The organism is Bartonella sp. CL71SXKL (assembly GCF_042194935.1).
Lineage (GTDB): Bacteria > Pseudomonadota > Alphaproteobacteria > Rhizobiales > Rhizobiaceae > Bartonella.
The window spans coordinates 41683-59555 of sequence record NZ_JBHINI010000001.1; the positions used below are offsets into that span (position 1 = coordinate 41683).

14 protein-coding genes are annotated in these 17873 nt (G+C 37.3%); 8 read left to right on the top strand and 6 right to left on the bottom strand.

Features of this window, described 5'->3' with window-relative positions; genetic code table 11:
• The first annotated feature begins 81 nt into the window (after positions 1-81).
• The 4 genes from ccmA to ACFILA_RS00185 all read left to right on the top strand — a co-directional run bounded on the left by ccmA (position 82) and on the right by ACFILA_RS00185 (position 3002).
• Positions 82-693, top strand: coding sequence for a heme ABC exporter ATP-binding protein CcmA (ccmA, locus tag ACFILA_RS00170; protein ID WP_273790270.1), 612 nt, complete (start codon positions 82-84; stop codon positions 691-693).
• An 11-nt stretch (positions 694-704) separates the two neighbouring features.
• On the top strand, positions 705-1370 hold the full coding sequence (gene ccmB, locus ACFILA_RS00175) for a heme exporter protein CcmB (protein ID WP_273790269.1): 666 nt from the start codon (positions 705-707) through the stop codon (positions 1368-1370).
• A gap of 46 nt (positions 1371-1416) precedes the next feature.
• Entirely contained in the window at positions 1417-2196 is a 780-nt protein-coding gene (locus ACFILA_RS00180; protein ID WP_375630513.1) for a heme ABC transporter permease, read from the top strand.
• A gap of 191 nt (positions 2197-2387) precedes the next feature.
• Positions 2388-3002: a DsbE family thiol:disulfide interchange protein gene (locus tag ACFILA_RS00185; RefSeq protein ID WP_375637349.1), complete on the top strand. Its 615-nt coding sequence runs from the start codon at positions 2388-2390 to the stop codon at positions 3000-3002.
• Between the two features lie 847 nt (positions 3003-3849).
• Here ACFILA_RS00185 and ACFILA_RS00190 read toward each other — a convergent pair.
• From ACFILA_RS00190 to ACFILA_RS00200, 3 genes are read right to left on the bottom strand one after another with little or no spacing between them, the layout of a single operon-like run.
• Positions 3850-4851, bottom strand: a complete 1002-nt coding sequence (locus ACFILA_RS00190) for an Hsp33 family molecular chaperone (protein ID WP_375642987.1) — start codon at positions 4849-4851, stop codon at positions 3850-3852.
• A 36-nt stretch (positions 4852-4887) separates the two neighbouring features.
• Positions 4888-5823 carry an ornithine carbamoyltransferase gene (argF, locus tag ACFILA_RS00195; protein ID WP_375660458.1) on the bottom strand — a complete coding sequence of 312 codons (936 nt, stop codon included), beginning with the start codon at positions 5821-5823 and terminating at the stop codon, positions 4888-4890.
• Positions 5820-7034 (bottom strand): aspartate aminotransferase family protein, encoded by a 1215-nt coding sequence (locus ACFILA_RS00200; RefSeq protein WP_273790265.1) that lies wholly within the window; start codon positions 7032-7034, stop codon positions 5820-5822. The genes argF and ACFILA_RS00200 overlap by 4 nt, the downstream gene beginning before the upstream one ends.
• A 486-nt stretch (positions 7035-7520) precedes the next feature.
• On the opposite strand from ACFILA_RS00200, the gene ACFILA_RS00205 reads away from it, so the two are divergent.
• Positions 7521-8057, top strand: a complete 537-nt coding sequence (locus ACFILA_RS00205; protein ID WP_375660459.1) for a GcrA family cell cycle regulator — start codon at positions 7521-7523, stop codon at positions 8055-8057.
• Between the two features lie 913 nt (positions 8058-8970).
• On the opposite strand, the gene ACFILA_RS00210 is transcribed toward ACFILA_RS00205, so the two are convergent.
• Positions 8971-9561, bottom strand: coding sequence for a Smr/MutS family protein (locus tag ACFILA_RS00210; RefSeq protein WP_273790263.1), 591 nt, complete (start codon positions 9559-9561; stop codon positions 8971-8973).
• 52 nt (positions 9562-9613) lie between these two features.
• Entirely contained in the window at positions 9614-10306 is a 693-nt protein-coding gene (locus ACFILA_RS00215; protein WP_273790262.1) for a Tim44/TimA family putative adaptor protein, read from the bottom strand.
• Between the two features lie 174 nt (positions 10307-10480).
• Between ACFILA_RS00215 and ACFILA_RS00220 the strand changes: the two genes are divergently transcribed.
• Together ACFILA_RS00220 and secB are read left to right on the top strand one after the other, a co-directional pair.
• Positions 10481-10975, top strand: coding sequence for an FxsA family protein (locus tag ACFILA_RS00220; RefSeq protein WP_375630525.1), 495 nt, complete (start codon positions 10481-10483; stop codon positions 10973-10975).
• Between the two features lie 143 nt (positions 10976-11118).
• Complete coding sequence (gene secB, locus ACFILA_RS00225) at positions 11119-11595, top strand: protein-export chaperone SecB (protein ID WP_375630527.1); 477 nt, start codon at positions 11119-11121, stop codon at positions 11593-11595.
• A gap of 67 nt (positions 11596-11662) precedes the next feature.
• Here the strand turns inward: secB and ACFILA_RS00230 are convergent, their stop codons facing one another.
• Complete coding sequence (locus ACFILA_RS00230; RefSeq protein WP_375637207.1) at positions 11663-13963, bottom strand: NADP-dependent malic enzyme; 2301 nt, start codon at positions 13961-13963, stop codon at positions 11663-11665.
• Positions 13964-14158: 195 nt separating this feature from the next.
• On the opposite strand from ACFILA_RS00230, the gene mutS reads away from it, so the two are divergent.
• The gene (gene mutS, locus ACFILA_RS00235) at positions 14159-16903 is read left to right on the top strand and encodes a DNA mismatch repair protein MutS (RefSeq protein WP_273790258.1); all 2745 of its coding nucleotides are present in this window, start codon (positions 14159-14161) and stop codon (positions 16901-16903) included.
• The last annotated feature ends 970 nt before the right edge of the window (positions 16904-17873 follow it).

The window sequence follows — 17873 nt, forward strand, 5'->3', positions numbered from 1 at the left end:
AGGTACAATTGCATAAAAAATGTGTTTTTTATTCTATAATACAATAAAGAATATGAAAATAAAAACAAAATAGGCAATCACATGGTGTTATCAGGCAAAGATTTAGCCGCTTACAGAAACGAAGAAATTCTGTTTAAAGGTCTTTCTTTTTGTTTATTTTCACAGCAACTTATGACAATCACCGGTCCTAATGGTATCGGAAAGTCTACATTACTCCGAATCATTGTCGGTCTTCTTGAAGCTGCTGAAGGTCATATAATACTTAAAGACCATGATCAAATATACCCTGTTGCAACTGCCTGTCATTATCTTGGTCCTCAAAATGCTATGAAACCTCTTTTATCTGTCATTGATAATTTGCAATTTTGGGCAGATTTTTACGGTCAACATTTACGTTTTGCGCATGAAGCTCTTGCCGATATTGGTCTTTCTAACCTTGAACATTTACCCTTTAACGCTCTGTCAACTGGACAACAAAGACGCGTAGCTATTGCTCGCCTTTTGCTCTCCTATCGTCCTCTTTGGATTTTAGATGAACCAATATCTGGGCTTGATAACCATGCTCAAAAACTCCTTGCTCGTATTTTCCAGCGTCATCTCAATCAAGGTGGTATGATTATCGCTGCAACTCATAATTCCATAGGCATTCCAGAAAACCATAAAATCGCTCTGGAAAAATTTTTACCTCTCTAGGAGAGAATAAAATGAAAGCACTGTTCTGGCGTGATCTTAAACTATTATTAGCGCTACAAGCCTCTTCACTAACAGGATTATTGTTTTTTATCGCTGTTGTTGTCATAACCCCCTTTGCCATTGGGCCAGACCCAAAAATCCTTGCACAAATAGGACCAGGTATATTGTGGTTTGGAGCCCTTCTTGCAGGGCTTCTCAATCTGAACAAACTTTTCCAAATCGATCGCGATGATGGTAATCTCGACCAATTTATCCTTTCAGGACAAAGACAAAGTTTTACTCTAATTGTCTTTACCAAATGTTTTGCCCATTGGGTAGGAACAATGCTTCCTCTTATTTTTGCCACACCTATTTTAGCCCTCATGCTCCATTTAGATGTAACAATAACTTTTACAACAATACTCACCCTTTTATGCGGAACACCAGCTATTATTTTTATTGGTGCTATAGGCGCTGCACTCGCAACCTCATTGTTGCACAGTACTTTGCTTATTTTTATCATTATCTTGCCGTGGATCATTCCAATTATGATTTTTGGTGTTTCGGCTGCTACAGCCCCAATAAACCCAAATACCTCTTTTCTTACTTCCCTAGCTCTTCTCAGTGCTTTTTCACTTCTTTTGAGTCTCTTTAGCTCTTTTGTTGCTGCAATAACGCTTAAACTTTTATCAGAATAATAAAAGATGATTGCCGCATAGCAAAACTCTGCCTATTATGAATTTTATGAATGAACTATCTCGTACATATAAAATCAGGTCACTCCCTGCAAGTTTCACCCTTTTCATGAAAATAAGCAGTATCGTCTTACCTTGGTTGGCCGGCATAACATTGTGTTTCCTTATCTTAGGGCTTATGCTGGTGATGCATTCTCCTGATGACTATCAACAAGGCATTACTGTTAAGATTATGTACCTTCATGTTCCCTTTGCGTGGTTGTCTACATTCTGCTATGTAACGATGAGTGCAGCGGCATTAGGAAATCTGATTTGGAAATATCATCTTGCTGACGTGGCACTTAAATGTGGAGCGCCTATTGGGGCAATTTTTACCGCCTTGGCTCTCATGACAGGAGCGCTTTGGGGGCGACCTACATGGGGAACATGGTGGGTCTGGGATGCACGGTTAACATCAGTTTTAATTCTGCTTTTTATCTATCTCTCCATTATCCTGCTTGGGCGTGCTTTTGACAACCAAGTAAAAGCCGCTCGTGCTACTGCAATTCTTACACTTGTTGGATTTGTTAATATCCCTGTTATTAAATTTTCCGTTAATTGGTGGAATACATTGCATCAACCAGCATCATTGTTACGTGCTGGAGGATCAACAATCGACAATGCTATGTTATGGCCCCTTATAACAATGCTCTTTTGTTTTATCTTTATGTTTATTGTGCTTTATTTGATGGCTATGCGAAATGAAATCAATAGTCATTATATCCGAATACTTCAGATTAAAAAATCCCGTCGTGCACAACAACAGGACGCTTCATCATGCTCGACCTAAATGGCATCCACAGCGGACTTTTAGGAAATCTATCTCAGAAAATTGATTTTTTCCTTAGCACCCTTAAACACGAGCAAATTGTTGTTTTAAGCTATGTGCTTTCTGCAATATCCCTCTTATGTCTTATTGGATATATTCTTTGCAAAGCTCTATACCAAAAAAAAATTCTCCAACAACTAAACAAAAAAGAGCTGTCACAAAAAGAAAAGTATAATGAAAAACATCCCTCCAAACTTAAAAAAAATATATCTTTGCCTGTTCTGCTTGTTTTTTTTGGACCATTTGTTCTTTTTCTTCTTCTCATGGTGTTTTTTTTCAACTTTATGGATAAAAAACACCTTCAAGATTCTTCTCTTCTCGCAAACGCATTGGCTGAAAAACCTGCTCCCAATATTCATCTTCCTCTTCTTGATAAAGAAAGTTATCTCAATTCAAAACAGTTTAAAGGACGTGTCACATTGGTCAATTTTTGGGGCTCTTGGTGTCTGCCCTGTCGCGAAGAACATCCTATTCTTATGCAAATTGCACAAGATAAACGTTTTGATCTGATTGGTATTAATTATAAAGATAATAAAACAAATGCCCTGCGTTTTTTAAACAGTTTTGGTAATCCTTTTAAATTTATTGGCTTTGATGTTTCAGGATATACAGCCATTGATTGGGGAATATATGGCCCCCCAGAAACCTTTCTCTTGAATAAAGAGAGCATCATTATTGCCAAACATGTTGGTCCCTTAACGTGGCAAATTTATCAAAAAAAAATTCTACCAAAAATTGAACAAGCGATTATGACAGAAGAAAAATAAAATAATGCAGGTTTGTAAAAACATAACGTTTTATCATGCTATGTATACTATTTTATTTATACGGACCATCATTCTTCTTAGAAAAATTTTACAAGAGCATTACCATTGTTGATTCAAAAACATGTGTAAAGAAATATCTGTTGGGAGCTTTATTTTTGATTACTTGGACAAAAACAATATTGCTGTAGAACCATCGTTAGATTAGTGACAGCAACCAACTATTATTTTCAAAGTCATATAGTATTTTGTCTTCGCATTTTTATCTAAAATGCACATTGTTATGAGGGGACTTCACCACTATTCTCATCTTTTTTATAAAATAACAAACCCGTTCCTTCGCAGCGTCATTGTTATATTTATTCCCATTACACTATCTGTTCGTAATAGACTCTATAAAGTCCATATTGAGTCTATACATTCTTATTCTATCGATAATTTCTCTTATGATTATAACTAATGAGCTTTTTTGACTCTTAATAAGATAAATTCGAGTAAGAAAATATGACTACAATCAAAAAGTCTCATTTAACAGAGAAGATAAGTTATGAATACATAATCAATCTATCAATGAACATTATAAAAGAATTCATTGTAAGAAATAAACTTTTGAGATGTAAAAAGTATAAAAGAAGCTTTTTCGAGAGGAGAAAATATATTTTACAGAGAACTCTTTTTTAAGCACTCTATAACGTAATTACTGATCTCAACAGAAAAATCACTCGTATACATTAAAAAACTCTAAGACAAAAAATATTCTAGAAGTTCATATGAGCTTATGCGCAAACTTTTATGACGCAAATAAAATAGGCTTTTGTTGCAATCATCATTTTTTATGAAAAATATTTGATTATGTTTTTTCTTCTAAAAATTCTTGCGGTGTAAAACAATATGTTTTTGAGCAAAATTCACATGTGACTGAAATATATTTATTTTTAACCATTTTATTGCGTTCATCAATAGAAAAGCCTTCTAGGATTCCTTTAATTTTTTCGTGTGAACAAGAACATTGATCGACAAGAGAAAAAGGATTAAAAACTCTAACACCTTGTTCATGAAAAAGACGGAACAAGAGCTGTTTACTACCGACTTGGGGATCTGTTAATTCTGAACTTTCAATCGTTTCCATGAGTATTTTAGATTCCTGCCATTGGTTATCCAATTGGGTATGAGTTTTCGTTTCTTCTCGCTTTTGATGAGGGGCATCTATTTTATGATGAGACGATTCTTGGGGTAAAAGTTGGATCAAAATACCTCCAGCTCGCCAGCTTTTCTGCGGTTTTCCTTGTTGGTCACGATTAATTAATATAGCAACAGCCAGACGGATATCGGTAGGAATTTGTTCTGATTGATCAAAATAAATACGAGAAGCTTCTTGTAAATTTGATCCATCTAATGCAACTATCCCTTGATAGGGTTGCATATGGGGACCTTGATCAATTGTGAAGGCTAAAGTGCCTTTTCCTAAAAGTGTTTCTGAAGAGGTTTGACCATTGTCTATGGCTTGTTTCAGCTGTTCTTTATCAAAACGAGCGTATCCACGTAAACTGGAAGGAGGCGAAAAATCGCACACCAACATATTAACCGGTCCATCGGAATGGGTTTGTAGAATAAATTTTCCCGTAAGTTTTAGAGAAGTTCCAAGCAGAACCGTTAAAAGTAAAGCTTCTGCCAGAAGATAAGAAACCGGTTCAGGGTATTGATGTCTGTTAAGAATAGAATTTAAAGTTTCCCCAAGTTGTACGGCACGTCCACGGATATCAAGTTCTTCAACTTGAAAGGGAATAACACTATCATCTTCACGCAAGAAGTTGTTGTTGGGAGAGGCTTCATCTTTAGCTTGTTCACTCATAGCTTTGCCTTTTTTATATAATTTGTTGTAGGGAGGCTATTGTGGAGAGAAAAACGCATCTTGTAAACACCAAGAAAGAATTGCTTTTTGAACATGAAGACGATTTTCAGCCTCATCGAAAACAACGGAGTGCGGTCCATCAATCACAGAATCAACAACTTCTTCACCGCGATGAGCAGGAAGACAATGCATAAAAAGAGCATCAGATTTTGCTAATTTCATGAGAGATTCATTGACTTGATAAGGCTGAAAAGTAGAACGACTGCGAGCACGAAATTCTTGTCCCATGGAGACCCATGTGTCGGTCATAATACAATCAGCATCTTGAGCTGCTTTTTGGGGATTATGGGTTAGTGTAAGATACGCTCCTCGTTCACGTGCCCAATGGATAAATTTTTCCTGTGGCTCACTGCCCTTTGGAGTAGCAATACGCAAATGAAAATCAAAAAGAGCTGCAGCTTCAATTAAGGAATGGAGTACATTATTACCATCCCCCATCCACGCAAATATTTTACCAGAAATAGGCCCCCGATGCTCCTCATAGGTTAATATATCTGCTAGAATTTGGCAAGGATGTGTATCATCTGTAAGGGCATTAATGACAGGAATTTGTGCATATTGTGCCAATTCGAGCATACGTTGATGTTTTGTTGTTCGTAATATCACGATATCCACAAAACGAGATAAAACACGAGCCGTATCAGCTATAGTTTCACTGTGACCAAGCTGCATTTCTGAACCCGTGAGCATGATTGTATCTCCGCCAAGCTGGCGCATACTGATATCGAATGAAATACGGGTTCGTGTGGATGGTTTTTCAAAAATCATCGCAAGTGTTTTACCTATAAAAGGTTTTGAACCTTTTCCTGCTTTAAAAGATGCTTTAAGGATCTTCGCATAATCGATCAGTGCGCGTGCTATTGCTGGCGTTAAAATGGATAAGTCCGTGAAATGACGAAGAGCATTTGTCATGTGTGTGATATTTGTCTTTCTTTGTTTACTTGCGAAAGATAAGCTATTGCTTTTTCAATACGATGCAAACTTTCATCTATTTCTTCTTCCCTAATGATAAGAGGAGGCAATAAGCGCACAACATTGTTGTTGGCAGCAACACTTAAGAGATGTTCATTTTCTAAAGCATTAACGACAAGATTTGAAGACACAACACATTGAATACCCAACATTAGCCCCATCCCCGGAACTGCGCGGATAATATCAGGATAGATATTGAGAATATGCAAAAGTCCACTTTTTAGTTTATCCCCCATGCGCTGAACATGGTTGAGAAAACTTGGCTCTAACAAAATATCAAGAACACTATTTCCTACAGCCATTCCAAGAAGATTTCCTCCAAAGGTTGAACCATGTGTCCCAAGTGTCATGCTTTTTGCAACTTTATCCGTTGCAAGGCAAGCGCCTAATGGAAATCCCCCTCCTAATCCTTTTGCGAGGGTAAGAATATCAGGTGTGACATCACTCCATTCATAAGCAAAAAGCTTTCCTGTTCGTCCTATACCCGTTTGGACTTCATCTAAAATCAATAATAGACCATTATCATCGCATATTTTGCGCAAAAATCTTAAATATTCATGAGGGACCGTTCGTATTCCTCCTTCTCCTTGAATAGGTTCAATAAGAATAGCGGCGGTATTTTTATTAATAGCATTACACAAAGCGATTTCATCACAAAAAGGTACTTGAATAAATCCACCAGCTTTAGGTCCAAAGCCTTCAAGATATTTTTCATGCCCAGTCGCAGCAAGTGCTGCAAGTGTACGTCCATGAAATGCCCCTTCAAAAGTAATTATTTCAATGCGTTCTGAATGACCAGCAGCATAGTAATAATGACGTGCCGTTTTGAATGCGCACTCCAATGCTTCAGTACCTGAATTGCAGAAAAAAACCTTATCCGCAAAACTATTTGCACAAAGCCGCGTGGCAAGAGATGCTTGTTCAGGAGATTGAAAAATATTAGAAACATGCCAAAGTTTTTCAGCTTGTATTTTGAGCGTATCAACCAATTTTGGATGTGAATACCCTAATGCATTAACAGCAATGCCAGATGTGAAATCAAGATAATGTTCTCCTTTATCGGAAATAAGCCATACACCATGCCCCTGTTCAAAATGCAAATTTCGTCGTGCGAAGCATTCATAAAGTGGTTGTATAGAGACAGCATCCATCATAATTCCCTTTATATTTTAACCTTTTCAATATATATACAAAGCAACACTACAAATAAAACAGCATGGTACATTTCGTTACGGTGCTTTCAATATTTCATTACGATTAGTGATTACACCTATAGAATAGATCATTACACCAATTGAAAAAAAGTCAATGAAGGTTCTACAAATAAGCATTTTGGGGAAAAGCCTTAAACAAAAGTGAAAGTTTAACCTATGATTGATTTGCAAGTTGGGGAAAACATTCTAAATAAACTCTTCAAGAGGTAAAGACTCTTGTCATAGAGTGAGTGCATATTGTAATTTACAATATAATAAGCAAGATGATGTGTTTTGATTTGTAAGTCCACAGGCTGGATGATTTTCTTATGCTCGTTTAGAGTGTAAAGTTCTTTCATTCAGCGTAATGAAAACATTATTTAAACATTTGAAGATGCAACGGGGGAGAGCATCTTAGTGACGTAATCGGAATGGAGTGCTGGTATGGGTTGGACATGTGAACGCGTTGAGCTTCTTAAAAAGCTTTGGAGTGAAGGGTTAAGTGCAAGTCAAATTGCTGCTCAATTAGGTGGGGTCAGCAGAAATGCAGTCATCGGCAAAGTACATCGATTAAAGTTACCAGGACGTGGTAAGACAGCTCAAGGAAGCACGCGTGCGCAAAAAACTCCCGTGGGAAGCAGCAGCTCATCATCTCCACGTGTGCGTCGCAACACATCCACGGTATCGCCAATAAACACATCATCTGTAAGTATTGAAGAAACAGCTTTAAAGACAGAGTTTGTAGTGGAAGATGTAAAAGAAGTTGATATGTCCACAAAATCCAATGTAGTGGTGCCTATATCACGTCAACTTAATCTTCTACAATTGAGTGAAAATACATGTAGATGGCCGGTTGGCGATCCATTATCAGCAGATTTTCATTTTTGTGGTGCAGATTCTGATGAAAGTAGCCCCTATTGTGCCTTTCATGCTAAGCTAGCATTTCAACCAATATCTGAAAGACGTCGGATAAGAGTGTAATATCCTCAATTGAATCTCGTATTTTACGTCTTCTGCGCTTCGTTATTAAATTTTAATTATCGAATTATTATGAGAACGAAATTTGATGGAGCTTTTAATGAATGAAAAAATTTCTTCATGAAATTATTCAACGAAACTGTATCTTTTGATGCTACTGCGCAGCTATGTGTTGTAAAGTTATATTCTTGTTTATTTTCACGATTCTCTTTAATTTAGTTGTACTGCTGTTAACACTATCCATAGCAATATCTTTTGAATAATACAGTTCTCAATTTCTCATGTTTTTATTCTTCGTGTATTTAATAGAGTAATGCTGTGGTTTATAAAAATAATTTATCGCTTTGCAACCTGAATGAGATCCATCTATATCTCTCTCATTTTAAGTCCTCTTATATTGAATCGATCAAAATCTTTCGTTTGGGCGTCACGCGCGAGATGAGAACTGCGGAGAGTAAAAACACTTAAAGAAAAGCATGCCTCTGTATAAACGCTTTAAAATACCAAGGACTTAAAGGGTTGTTGCAACATTGGGAGATGGTAAAGTGTATGATGATGCCAGCTTACTCTTTTACTAAGCATAAAGATAGGGGGGGTGCTTCATGGATTTATCATTATACTCTTCACGGATACTGTCGCAAAATAAGCTTGAGAGCGTTGAAAGATGTTTCTTTAAAACAAGCCTGTGGATATATTCAATTCAATGTCGTTCTGTTTTGTGTGAGGGATGTGCCCCGTTAACGAATGCTATAAACAAAAGCGTGAAGCAATACGTAGAATGTAAAATAATATCTTTATAATTCTTTATAAAAAATTATAACGAAGGGAATATTGTATTCAAGGCTCTTACGAAATATACGAAAACAATAAATTATAAGTATAAATAAATATTAAACCTGAAACGACCATAATGACATCACATTCCTTCTCCCGACATAAAACGGCGCAACCAAACATAAAGCGCACCTTCTCCGCCATGCTGACGTGCTGCTTGCTCAAACGCGTGGACATAATATCGAAAAGCTGGTGTTGATAACCAATACGGAACAAATCTATACAAAGCTCCATCACTCCCAACGGATCGTCCTTTTCCTGTAATCACAAGGACATAACGCAATCCTCTCTGCTGAGAGGATTGTAGAAATTTTTTTAAGAAAAAATAAGCTTCTTCCTGCATATAACCATGAAGATCAAGACGCGCCTCAAGAGGATAACGACCTTGGGAAATTTTACGATATGCAACATGATCAAAGAAATGAATCTTTTGTGCTTGTATAACTGCCCTCTTTTCTCTTTTAATAATTGTCGAGGGTTGTTGATTTTCCTGAGACAATGAGGAGATTTGAGTTACAGGTTGATTTTTATCATTAATATTTGCAATAATTTCTGAAGTAGAAGAGAGCATCTTACCGTGAAGCGGTGTTATCGTACGACACACCATCTCCCATAAAAGGCGATCTTGTGAAGCCAATAAATCTCTTTTTTGTCTCCATTTACTTGAGGACATTTTAATTTCTCATAAATCATTGAATGCTTATGGAAGAAAAACAAAAAGTATTTTAATTTTCATTTTCTGTAGCAAAAAGCTTCCAGTTGGGATCTGACGATAAACTATTGCGAACAAAAGTCCAAATATCTCTGATTTCTACAATAGCGTCAGGATCACCGTCTATACGCTCGCCCTGTTCATTATAAGTAACAGAAATCATCTCACTGACAATACGTATCGTTAAAAGTTCATCCTTTTCTTGTATTGCCGCCGCAATAAATTCGATCTTATTAATTCCAACAAAAGTGAATTCTATTCTTTCTTTATTTTTTTCTCGTTGCTCAATAGCCGTACAAAAACTCTCAAAAACATCCTGACAAAGTAAGCTTTTAAGCTGATTGCGATCACCTTTGGCAAAAGCTGTTACAATCATTTCATAAGCAATTTGCGCACCTTTTATAAAAAGTTGAGGAGAAAAATGAGAATCAATTCTATGCAATTCCCGCAAATTTTTATTCAAAAGACTCCCCTCCGGTGAAATTTTATCAATTTCACTAAAGTCGTCTTTTTGTGAATTTTTCTGATGAGGGAACGAAACAATATTATCAGCCGTTTCTGCTTCAACCTGTTTTTTAGAACGACGTGAATAAGGATCAAAGGGTGGCTTTTCAAACCCAATTCGTTTCCCTAATACATTACGGAGTTGCACAAAAATAACAACCATAACAACAAGAGCTATGACAAGTATAACGTCAAATTCCATAGGCGCTGTCAATCTCCAAAGCTTAAGTCTCTAATAAACATTGCAGTCAATACCATTTATCAATAAATATGTAAAATAAGGAATCTTATCATTCAAATATTTTTATAGATTTTGTATTTAAACGGAGTGCTCTTAAGAATTTCTCCCCCTACTCATCCAGAAGGAAATTTTCATGTGATAAAACTTTATTCTATAAATCCTCGTTTTTTTGTTGTTATCTTTCTTTGCATTCTTTTAATCGAGATTGCTGGTTTTATCTTTGTTGGTCAAGAAATTGGTATTTTGGCAACTTTGAGTTTGGTTATTCTCACAACCATAGTTGGGGTTGTTTTATTGCGAATTCAAGGGATTAGCCTTTTAAAAAATATACAAACTGAACTTGTCCAAGGACGCACATTAGAGAATAATATTATTAATGATGCTTTCATCATCTTTAGTGCAATTTTACTTATTCTTCCCGGCTTTGTAAGTGATTTCTTGGGAATATTACTTCTTATTAAACCAATTCGCTCTGTTGCTTGGCATTTCTTTATATCATTAAAAAACAAAATGAATCCCAATACTAAAAGAAAAAATGACTCTGAAAAAATAATTGATCTTAAAGCAGAAGATTACACAATTCATGATACGACAGAATCTCCATGGCGCAAAAATGATGATAACCATTGAAATGCCTAAAAAATCTGCAACAAACTAAAAAAATATTCAAGATAAAGAGCGCATTTCTTGCAACCTTTTGCAAGGCGTGATAACCAATCTGGTCTTTAGATCTAAAATAAATTATACATATTATAATAAGAGAGGTTCGTCGTATGGCCGAAGGTGAAATGAATAACAGTGGTGGAGAGCCGGTTTTTGCTGTATTAACTCAATATTTAAAAGATTTATCATTCGAAAATCCAGGTGCTCCTCGTTCATTGCGTGCACGTGAAAAATCACCACAAATTGATATCAATATTAACGTCAATGCTAACCCAATTGGTGATGACAATTATGATGTCGTTTTGTCTCTCTCCGTCAAAGCCAATGATGAAACTGAAACCTTATTTCATGTAGAATTGATTTACGGTGGTGTTTTTCACCTTAAAAACATTCCACAAGAACATGTTATGCCTCTGGTCTTTATTGAATGTCCCCGTCTTTTATTTCCATTTGCTCGCCAAATTATATCTGATGCTACTCAAAACGGTGGCTTTCCACCTTTGTGGATTGATCCTATTGATTTTGCAGCACTCTTCCAAAAGCGTCTTTCTGAAGAACAAAAAGACAGTCAAATACAGCCTTCTTAAAAAGTTTATTCTTTTGTTATTAAAAAGCCCCTTGATATATTCTTGGTATAGTAGGGGCTTTTTTCCTTTAGACGACTTTTGCGGCATGATAAGCCGCAAGCATTGCAATATTGACAACATCTGTATCGCTTCCACTAAATGGTACAATTTGGACAGATTTTTCCAATCCAATTAAAATAGGACCAATGATGGTTGCTTCACCAAGTTCTTGTAACATTTTGCTTGCAATGGAAGACGCGTGATATCCAGGCATAACCAAAATGTTAGCGGGCTCCGTTAATCCCATAAATGGATATTGCTGCATCAATTTGGAATTGAGTGCCACATCAGCACTCATTTCTCCATCAAACTCAAAGTCAACTTTGCGTTCATGCAAAATATTAATCGCATCCTGAATTTGCTGCGTCGTCTGCCCTTTCATATAAGCAAATGTAGAAAATGCTAAAAATGCTACCCGTGGTTGATATCCAAATCCTCGCACAAATGAAGCTGCTTGTTCCGCTATATCCGCAAGTTCTTCAGCATTAGGATTTTCATAAACGGCTGTATCCGTAATAAACACAATTCGTCCACGGCAAATAGCCATTGAAATACCAATCAATCGTTCTTTTGGTTTTTCATCAATTGCACGACGTATATCGATTAACGCTGTTTCATAATTGCGTGTCACCCCTGTAACCATTGCATCAGCATCTCCTAGTGCCACCATACACGCAGCAAAATAATTGCGATCATTATTGATACGATGATGACAATCACGCAACAGCCAGCCTTGACGCTGCATCTTTTTATAAAGATAATTCGCATAAGCATCTGTACGGCAAGAAAGCTTAGCATTCATAATAGAAATACCTTCACGCTCCAGATCAATTCCAGCGATAACAGCCGCTTCTCTTACTTGCTCTTCACGACCAACCAAAATCGCTTGTCCTAATTTTTGATGGACATAGGAAACGGCTGCCCGCATAACTTGCTCTTCTTCACCTTCTGCAAAGACAATTTGTTTTGGCGCTTGACGAACATGGTTATAAACCCCACGCATCATCGAGGAAGTAGGATCACGTCTCGCATTCAAATCGCGCTCATAGGCCTCTAAATCATCTATGTTCTTTTGCGCAACACCGCTTTCCATTGCTGCTTTTGCTACCGCTATTGAAACAACCGTAAATAAACGCGGATCAAAAGGAACAGGGATGATATAATTAGGACCAAATTTTAATCGCTTTCCATGATAAGCTTCTGCAACGCTGTCAGGCACTTCTTCGTGCGCTAAATTAGCAAGAGCCTTTGCCGCAGCAATCTTCATGTCTTCATTAATAACTCTTGCACGCACATCAAGCGCACCACGAAATATATAAGGAAAACAGAGAACATTATTAATCTGATTTGGATAATCGGAACGTCCTGTTGCGACAATGGCATCATGACGCACTTGCATAACCTCTTCCGGCGTAATTTCTGGATCGGGATTAGCCATAGCAAAAATGATCGGCTGGGGTGCCATGGATCTTACCATTTCAGGAGTCAGAGCACCTTTAGCAGAAACCCCAAAAAATATATCTGCACCTTCCATTGCTTCCATAAGCGTACGTTTATCTGTTTGAATAGCATGCGCAGATTTCCACTGATTCATTCCCTCTTTGCGGCCTTCATAGACCACACCCTTTGTATCACATAATATGATATTTTCGGAACGAAAGCCCATCGCTTTAATCAGTTCAATACAAGCAATTCCTGCAGAACCAGCACCATTACAGACTAACCGCGTATTTTGCATATCGCGCCCTGTTAAAGTCAAAGCGTTGAGAACACCAGCAGCAACAATAATTGCTGTACCATGTTGATCGTCGTGAAAAACAGGTATATTCATTACCTCGCGTAGGCGGCTTTCAATCATAAAGCACTCTGGCGCCTTAATGTCTTCAAGATTAATTCCACCAAAAGAAGGTTCTAAATGGCGCACCAAATTGATAAAACTTTCTGTATCGTTTATATCAATTTCTAAATCAATGGAATCAATATCCGCAAAACGCTTAAACAGCACTGCTTTGCCTTCCATGACCGGCTTAGAAGCAAGTGCACCTAAATTGCCTAACCCTAAAATAGCTGTACCATTTGAAATAACAGCAACAAGATTGCCTTTTGCTGTATAATCATAAGCTAGCGCTGGATTTTGAGCAATTGCCTTAACTGGAACGGCAACACCTGGTGAATAAGCAAGTGCTAAATCATGCTGTGTTGCCATAGACTTTGTTGCAACAATCTCAAGCTTTCCTGGTCGACCACGACTATGAAAATCTAGAGCTTCTCTTTCGCTCGCACTGTAAACAGTTTGAGATATTTTCTGATCTTGCTCGCTCTTTTTCATCTCACTTTATTTTCTCCAAAAACAGTGTAAATTTTGCTTGATAATGCGTATAGTCATTAAATCTGATTCATATATTAGAAATCGCTATTCTTGCCTTAGCAAATCTGATGATGCGTTGCAATTTAGAGATAAATAGATATTGAAGTAAATAAAAAAGAGTAAAAACTTCACTTAAAGGAAACAGGCCTCGTACAAATGGATAAAAAAAACAATCATAAAAATAATTTAATTCCACAGCCTGCCTCCTCATCTGCTTCCTCTCAAGAACGTCTTACACCTATGATGGAGCAGTACATAGAAATCAAAGCCGTCCATCATGATTCCCTTCTCTTTTACCGAATGGGGGATTTTTATGAATTATTTTTTAATGATGCGATTGAAGCTGCTCAGGCTTTAGGAATCACACTCACAGCACGCGGAAAACATTTAGGACAAGATATTCCTATGTGCGGTGTTCCCGTTCATGCTGCTGATGATTATTTACAAAAACTGATTGCTTGTGGTTACCGAGTTGCTGTTTGTGAACAAATAGAAGATCCTGCTGAAGCAAAAAAACGTGGCTCAAAATCTGTTGTTCGGCGTGATGTTGTTCGCCTTGTAACACCTGGAACGATAACAGAAGAAAAGCTCCTTGATCCAACACGTGCAAATTATTTGATGACACTTTCCCGTATAAAAACTAGCGATGGAGAGGAATTTGCTCTTTCTTGGATTGATATCTCAACAGGCATATTTCGTGTAACAGAAAGCCGCCAAGAAAAACTTTTAGCAGATATTATGCGTGTTGATCCACAAGAAATCATTGTTGCTGATTCATTTTTTCATGATAAATCTCACAAGTCACTTTTTAGTGTTCTTGATCGTATCGTTTCACCTCAACCTGCTTGTCTCTTTGATGCACTCACCGCTGAACGCGATATTTGCAATTATTTTAAACTCTCAACTCTTGAAGGCGTTGCCGATTATTCACGTTCCGAACTCTCTGCAATTGTAGCTGCTATTCGTTATATCGAAAAAACACAAATCACGCATCGCCCTCCCCTCATGCAGCCTGAGCGCCAAAATGAAAGTGCGACTCTTTTTATTGATGCCGCAACCAGATTAAGCCTTGAACTTATTCGTACGACATCAGGTCAACGGGATGGAAGTTTATTAAAAGCTATTGATCGCACTGTAACAGGAGGAGGATCACGCCTTCTTATTGACCGCCTTATTGCTCCCCTCACCACTCCTTCGGCTATTGATACGCGTTTGGATTCTATCGATTTTTTTCTACGTAATCCTTCTCTTGCAGAAGCGATAAAGCTTATTTTAAAGGGGGGACCAGATATGCCCCGCGCCGTTTCACGTTTGGCTCTTGGACGAGGAGGTCCCCGTGATATGGCAACAATCCAGCGCGGCTTTGAAATCATTCGTGAATTGCATCAACTTCTTGATAATGAGCTTCTGCCTCAAGAAATAAGTGATGTACAACAGGTGTTCTCAAACTTACCCACAGCGTTATACTTTCATTTAGAACAGGCATTAGCTGATGATCTCCCACTCCTTAAACGTGATGGTGGTTTTATTCGTTCTAATTATCATAAAGAGCTCGATGAAATGCGTGCTTTACGTGATGAATCTCGCCGTGTCATTGCTGAACTTCAAGCGCAATATGCCCAAGAAACAGATATTAAGACGCTTAAAATAAAGCATAATAATATTCTAGGTTATTTCATTGAAGTAACCAGCACACAAGCATCTTCCCTTACAAATAATCCACAAGCTAAAGCGCGTTTTATTCATCGGCAAACAATGGCAAACGCTATGCGTTTTACGACAACAGAGCTCGCTGACCTTGAAAGCCGTATTGCCCATGCTGCCAATCACGCATTGACACTTGAACTAGAGATTTTTGATATTCTCGTTCAGGAAATTACCGAACAAGTTGATTTTATTCGTAAAGCCTCTGAAGCACTTGCTATTTTAGATGTCTCTGTCGCTTTAGCATATCTTGCTGAAGAACAAGGATATTGCCGCCCTAAAATTGATCTTTCACTTACCTTTCATATTACAGCAGGACGCCATCCTGTCGTCGAGCAAGCACTCCGCAAACAAGCAGCAGAACCTTTTATTGCCAATAATTGTGATCTCTCTGTGCAAGAAAATCAGCAATATGCAGCAATCTGGCTGTTGACAGGGCCTAATATGGGAGGAAAATCAACTTTTTTGCGGCAAAATGCTCTTATTGCTATTATGGCGCAAATGGGGTCCTTCGTTCCAGCAACTTCAGCACATATTGGTGTCGTTGATCGCCTATTTAGTCGCGTTGGGGCTTCCGATGATCTTGCACGGGGGCGCTCAACCTTTATGATGGAAATGGTTGAAACAGCAACGATTCTCAATCATGCTAGCCACCATTCCCTTGTTATTCTTGATGAAATAGGACGTGGAACATCAACCTTTGATGGACTTTCTATTGCTTGGGCTGCTGTTGAATATCTCCATGAAGTTAACCATTGTCGTGCTATTCTTGCTACCCATTTTCATGAAATGACTGCACTTACCGAAAAACTTGACAGACTGCATAACGTAACCATGAAAGTCAAAAATTGGGATGGTGATGTAGTTTTTCTTCATGAGGTCACACCAGGAGCCGCTGACCGTTCCTATGGTGTACAAGTCGCAAAGCTTGCTGGACTTCCCCCAGCCGTTATTACACGAGCAACAGATGTACTCCATCAATTAGAACAAGGCGAAATGGCTGGAAAAGGACATAAACTCATTGATGATTTACCACTCTTTTCTCTTAAAGCAACATCTCCAGTCAATGAAGCAAAAAACAAACATTGTATACTTCACGAAGCTTTAAAAAATATTCATCCCGATGAACTCTCTCCTAAACAAGCTTTAGAAGCAATTTACCACCTCAAACAACTTGAAAAGAGTAACCCTTTATAGAAAACAGATGTTATTTTTTATTAAAAAACCTTCTTAATAGGAGATAACGTAACCATTTTTGATATACCACAGCATAAACAGTTATTTATCGTATTCCCATCGCTTTTCTACATAATATATTTTGTAAGTATAATTGCCTATAGAAGCAAAACCATATGCATTATATTTCATATTCCCTTAGATTAATATTGGCTCTTATACAAAAAATTGGTCAAGATCGACTATTTTTACAAGATAGTCGTTTTTTGTAAAGATTGTCATGAAATCTCCTCCACCTTGCAAATACGCCATATTTAGTGAATTATGCTTTTTCACGATCGATATTATTGTTATCATAGCAACATTTCTAGTTTAAAGCTGTTGGTGTTGGGATACCATCCCATTTTGCATAATAAATTCATGGATAATGGGTCTCGTATTTTCTTCACATTTTAAGCTATAAAGAGCTCTTTTACTGTTTTCATATGGAACATATAATCAGATATATCACAGCAGCATTTTATTTTCCTAAATATCCTTAAACTCCTTCTTACATCTCAAAGGATAAAGATTTTCATTCGAATCAAGTCTGCAAACAATCCAGATTCTAAGGAATTTATCTTGATTTCCTAGTCATGTGATTCACTTAAACTAAAAGCTTTACAAACAAGTCTAAGAATATTCACCACGCACTAAGAAACACTTAATATTTAAGGAGGATGCCGTATATCACAGTCCTAAATGACAGTGTTTTACGGTACAACAAGATAATGCCACCAGTACAATAAATATCTTCCATAAATATGAGAACAGGAAATTGTAATTTCGTATAAGATTGGAATATGATATGAAAAGTAATGATACTGTATCTATCTTTATCTGTCTTACATAGCTGCTAAAATAAGCAATCCGCAGCTGCTTTTAGTTGTATTGATAGCTTTTTAATCATACTCATCCATGACTCGAAATATTCTGATAAGTTCATAAACTC

What these genes read in the sequence shown, in the direction of transcription:
- ccmA (WP_273790270.1), top strand. Translation starts at nt 82, where the DNA reads ATGGTGTTATCAGGCAAAGATTTAGCCGCTTACAGAAACGAAGAAATT.
- ccmB (WP_273790269.1), top strand. Translation starts at nt 705, where the DNA reads ATGAAAGCACTGTTCTGGCGTGATCTTAAACTATTATTAGCGCTACAA.
- ACFILA_RS00180 (WP_375630513.1), top strand. Translation starts at nt 1,417, where the DNA reads ATGAATGAACTATCTCGTACATATAAAATCAGGTCACTCCCTGCAAGT.
- ACFILA_RS00190 (WP_375642987.1), bottom strand. Translation starts at nt 4,851, where the DNA reads ATGAGTGAACAAGCTAAAGATGAAGCCTCTCCCAACAACAACTTCTTG.
- argF (WP_375660458.1), bottom strand. Translation starts at nt 5,823, where the DNA reads ATGACAAATGCTCTTCGTCATTTCACGGACTTATCCATTTTAACGCCA.
- ACFILA_RS00200 (WP_273790265.1), bottom strand. Translation starts at nt 7,034, where the DNA reads ATGGATGCTGTCTCTATACAACCACTTTATGAATGCTTCGCACGACGA.
- ACFILA_RS00205 (WP_375660459.1), top strand. Translation starts at nt 7,521, where the DNA reads ATGGGTTGGACATGTGAACGCGTTGAGCTTCTTAAAAAGCTTTGGAGT.
- ACFILA_RS00210 (WP_273790263.1), bottom strand. Translation starts at nt 9,561, where the DNA reads ATGTCCTCAAGTAAATGGAGACAAAAAAGAGATTTATTGGCTTCACAA.
- ACFILA_RS00215 (WP_273790262.1), bottom strand. Translation starts at nt 10,306, where the DNA reads ATGGAATTTGACGTTATACTTGTCATAGCTCTTGTTGTTATGGTTGTT.
- secB (WP_375630527.1), top strand. Translation starts at nt 11,119, where the DNA reads ATGGCCGAAGGTGAAATGAATAACAGTGGTGGAGAGCCGGTTTTTGCT.
- ACFILA_RS00230 (WP_375637207.1), bottom strand. Translation starts at nt 13,963, where the DNA reads ATGAAAAAGAGCGAGCAAGATCAGAAAATATCTCAAACTGTTTACAGT.
- mutS (WP_273790258.1), top strand. Translation starts at nt 14,159, where the DNA reads ATGGATAAAAAAAACAATCATAAAAATAATTTAATTCCACAGCCTGCC.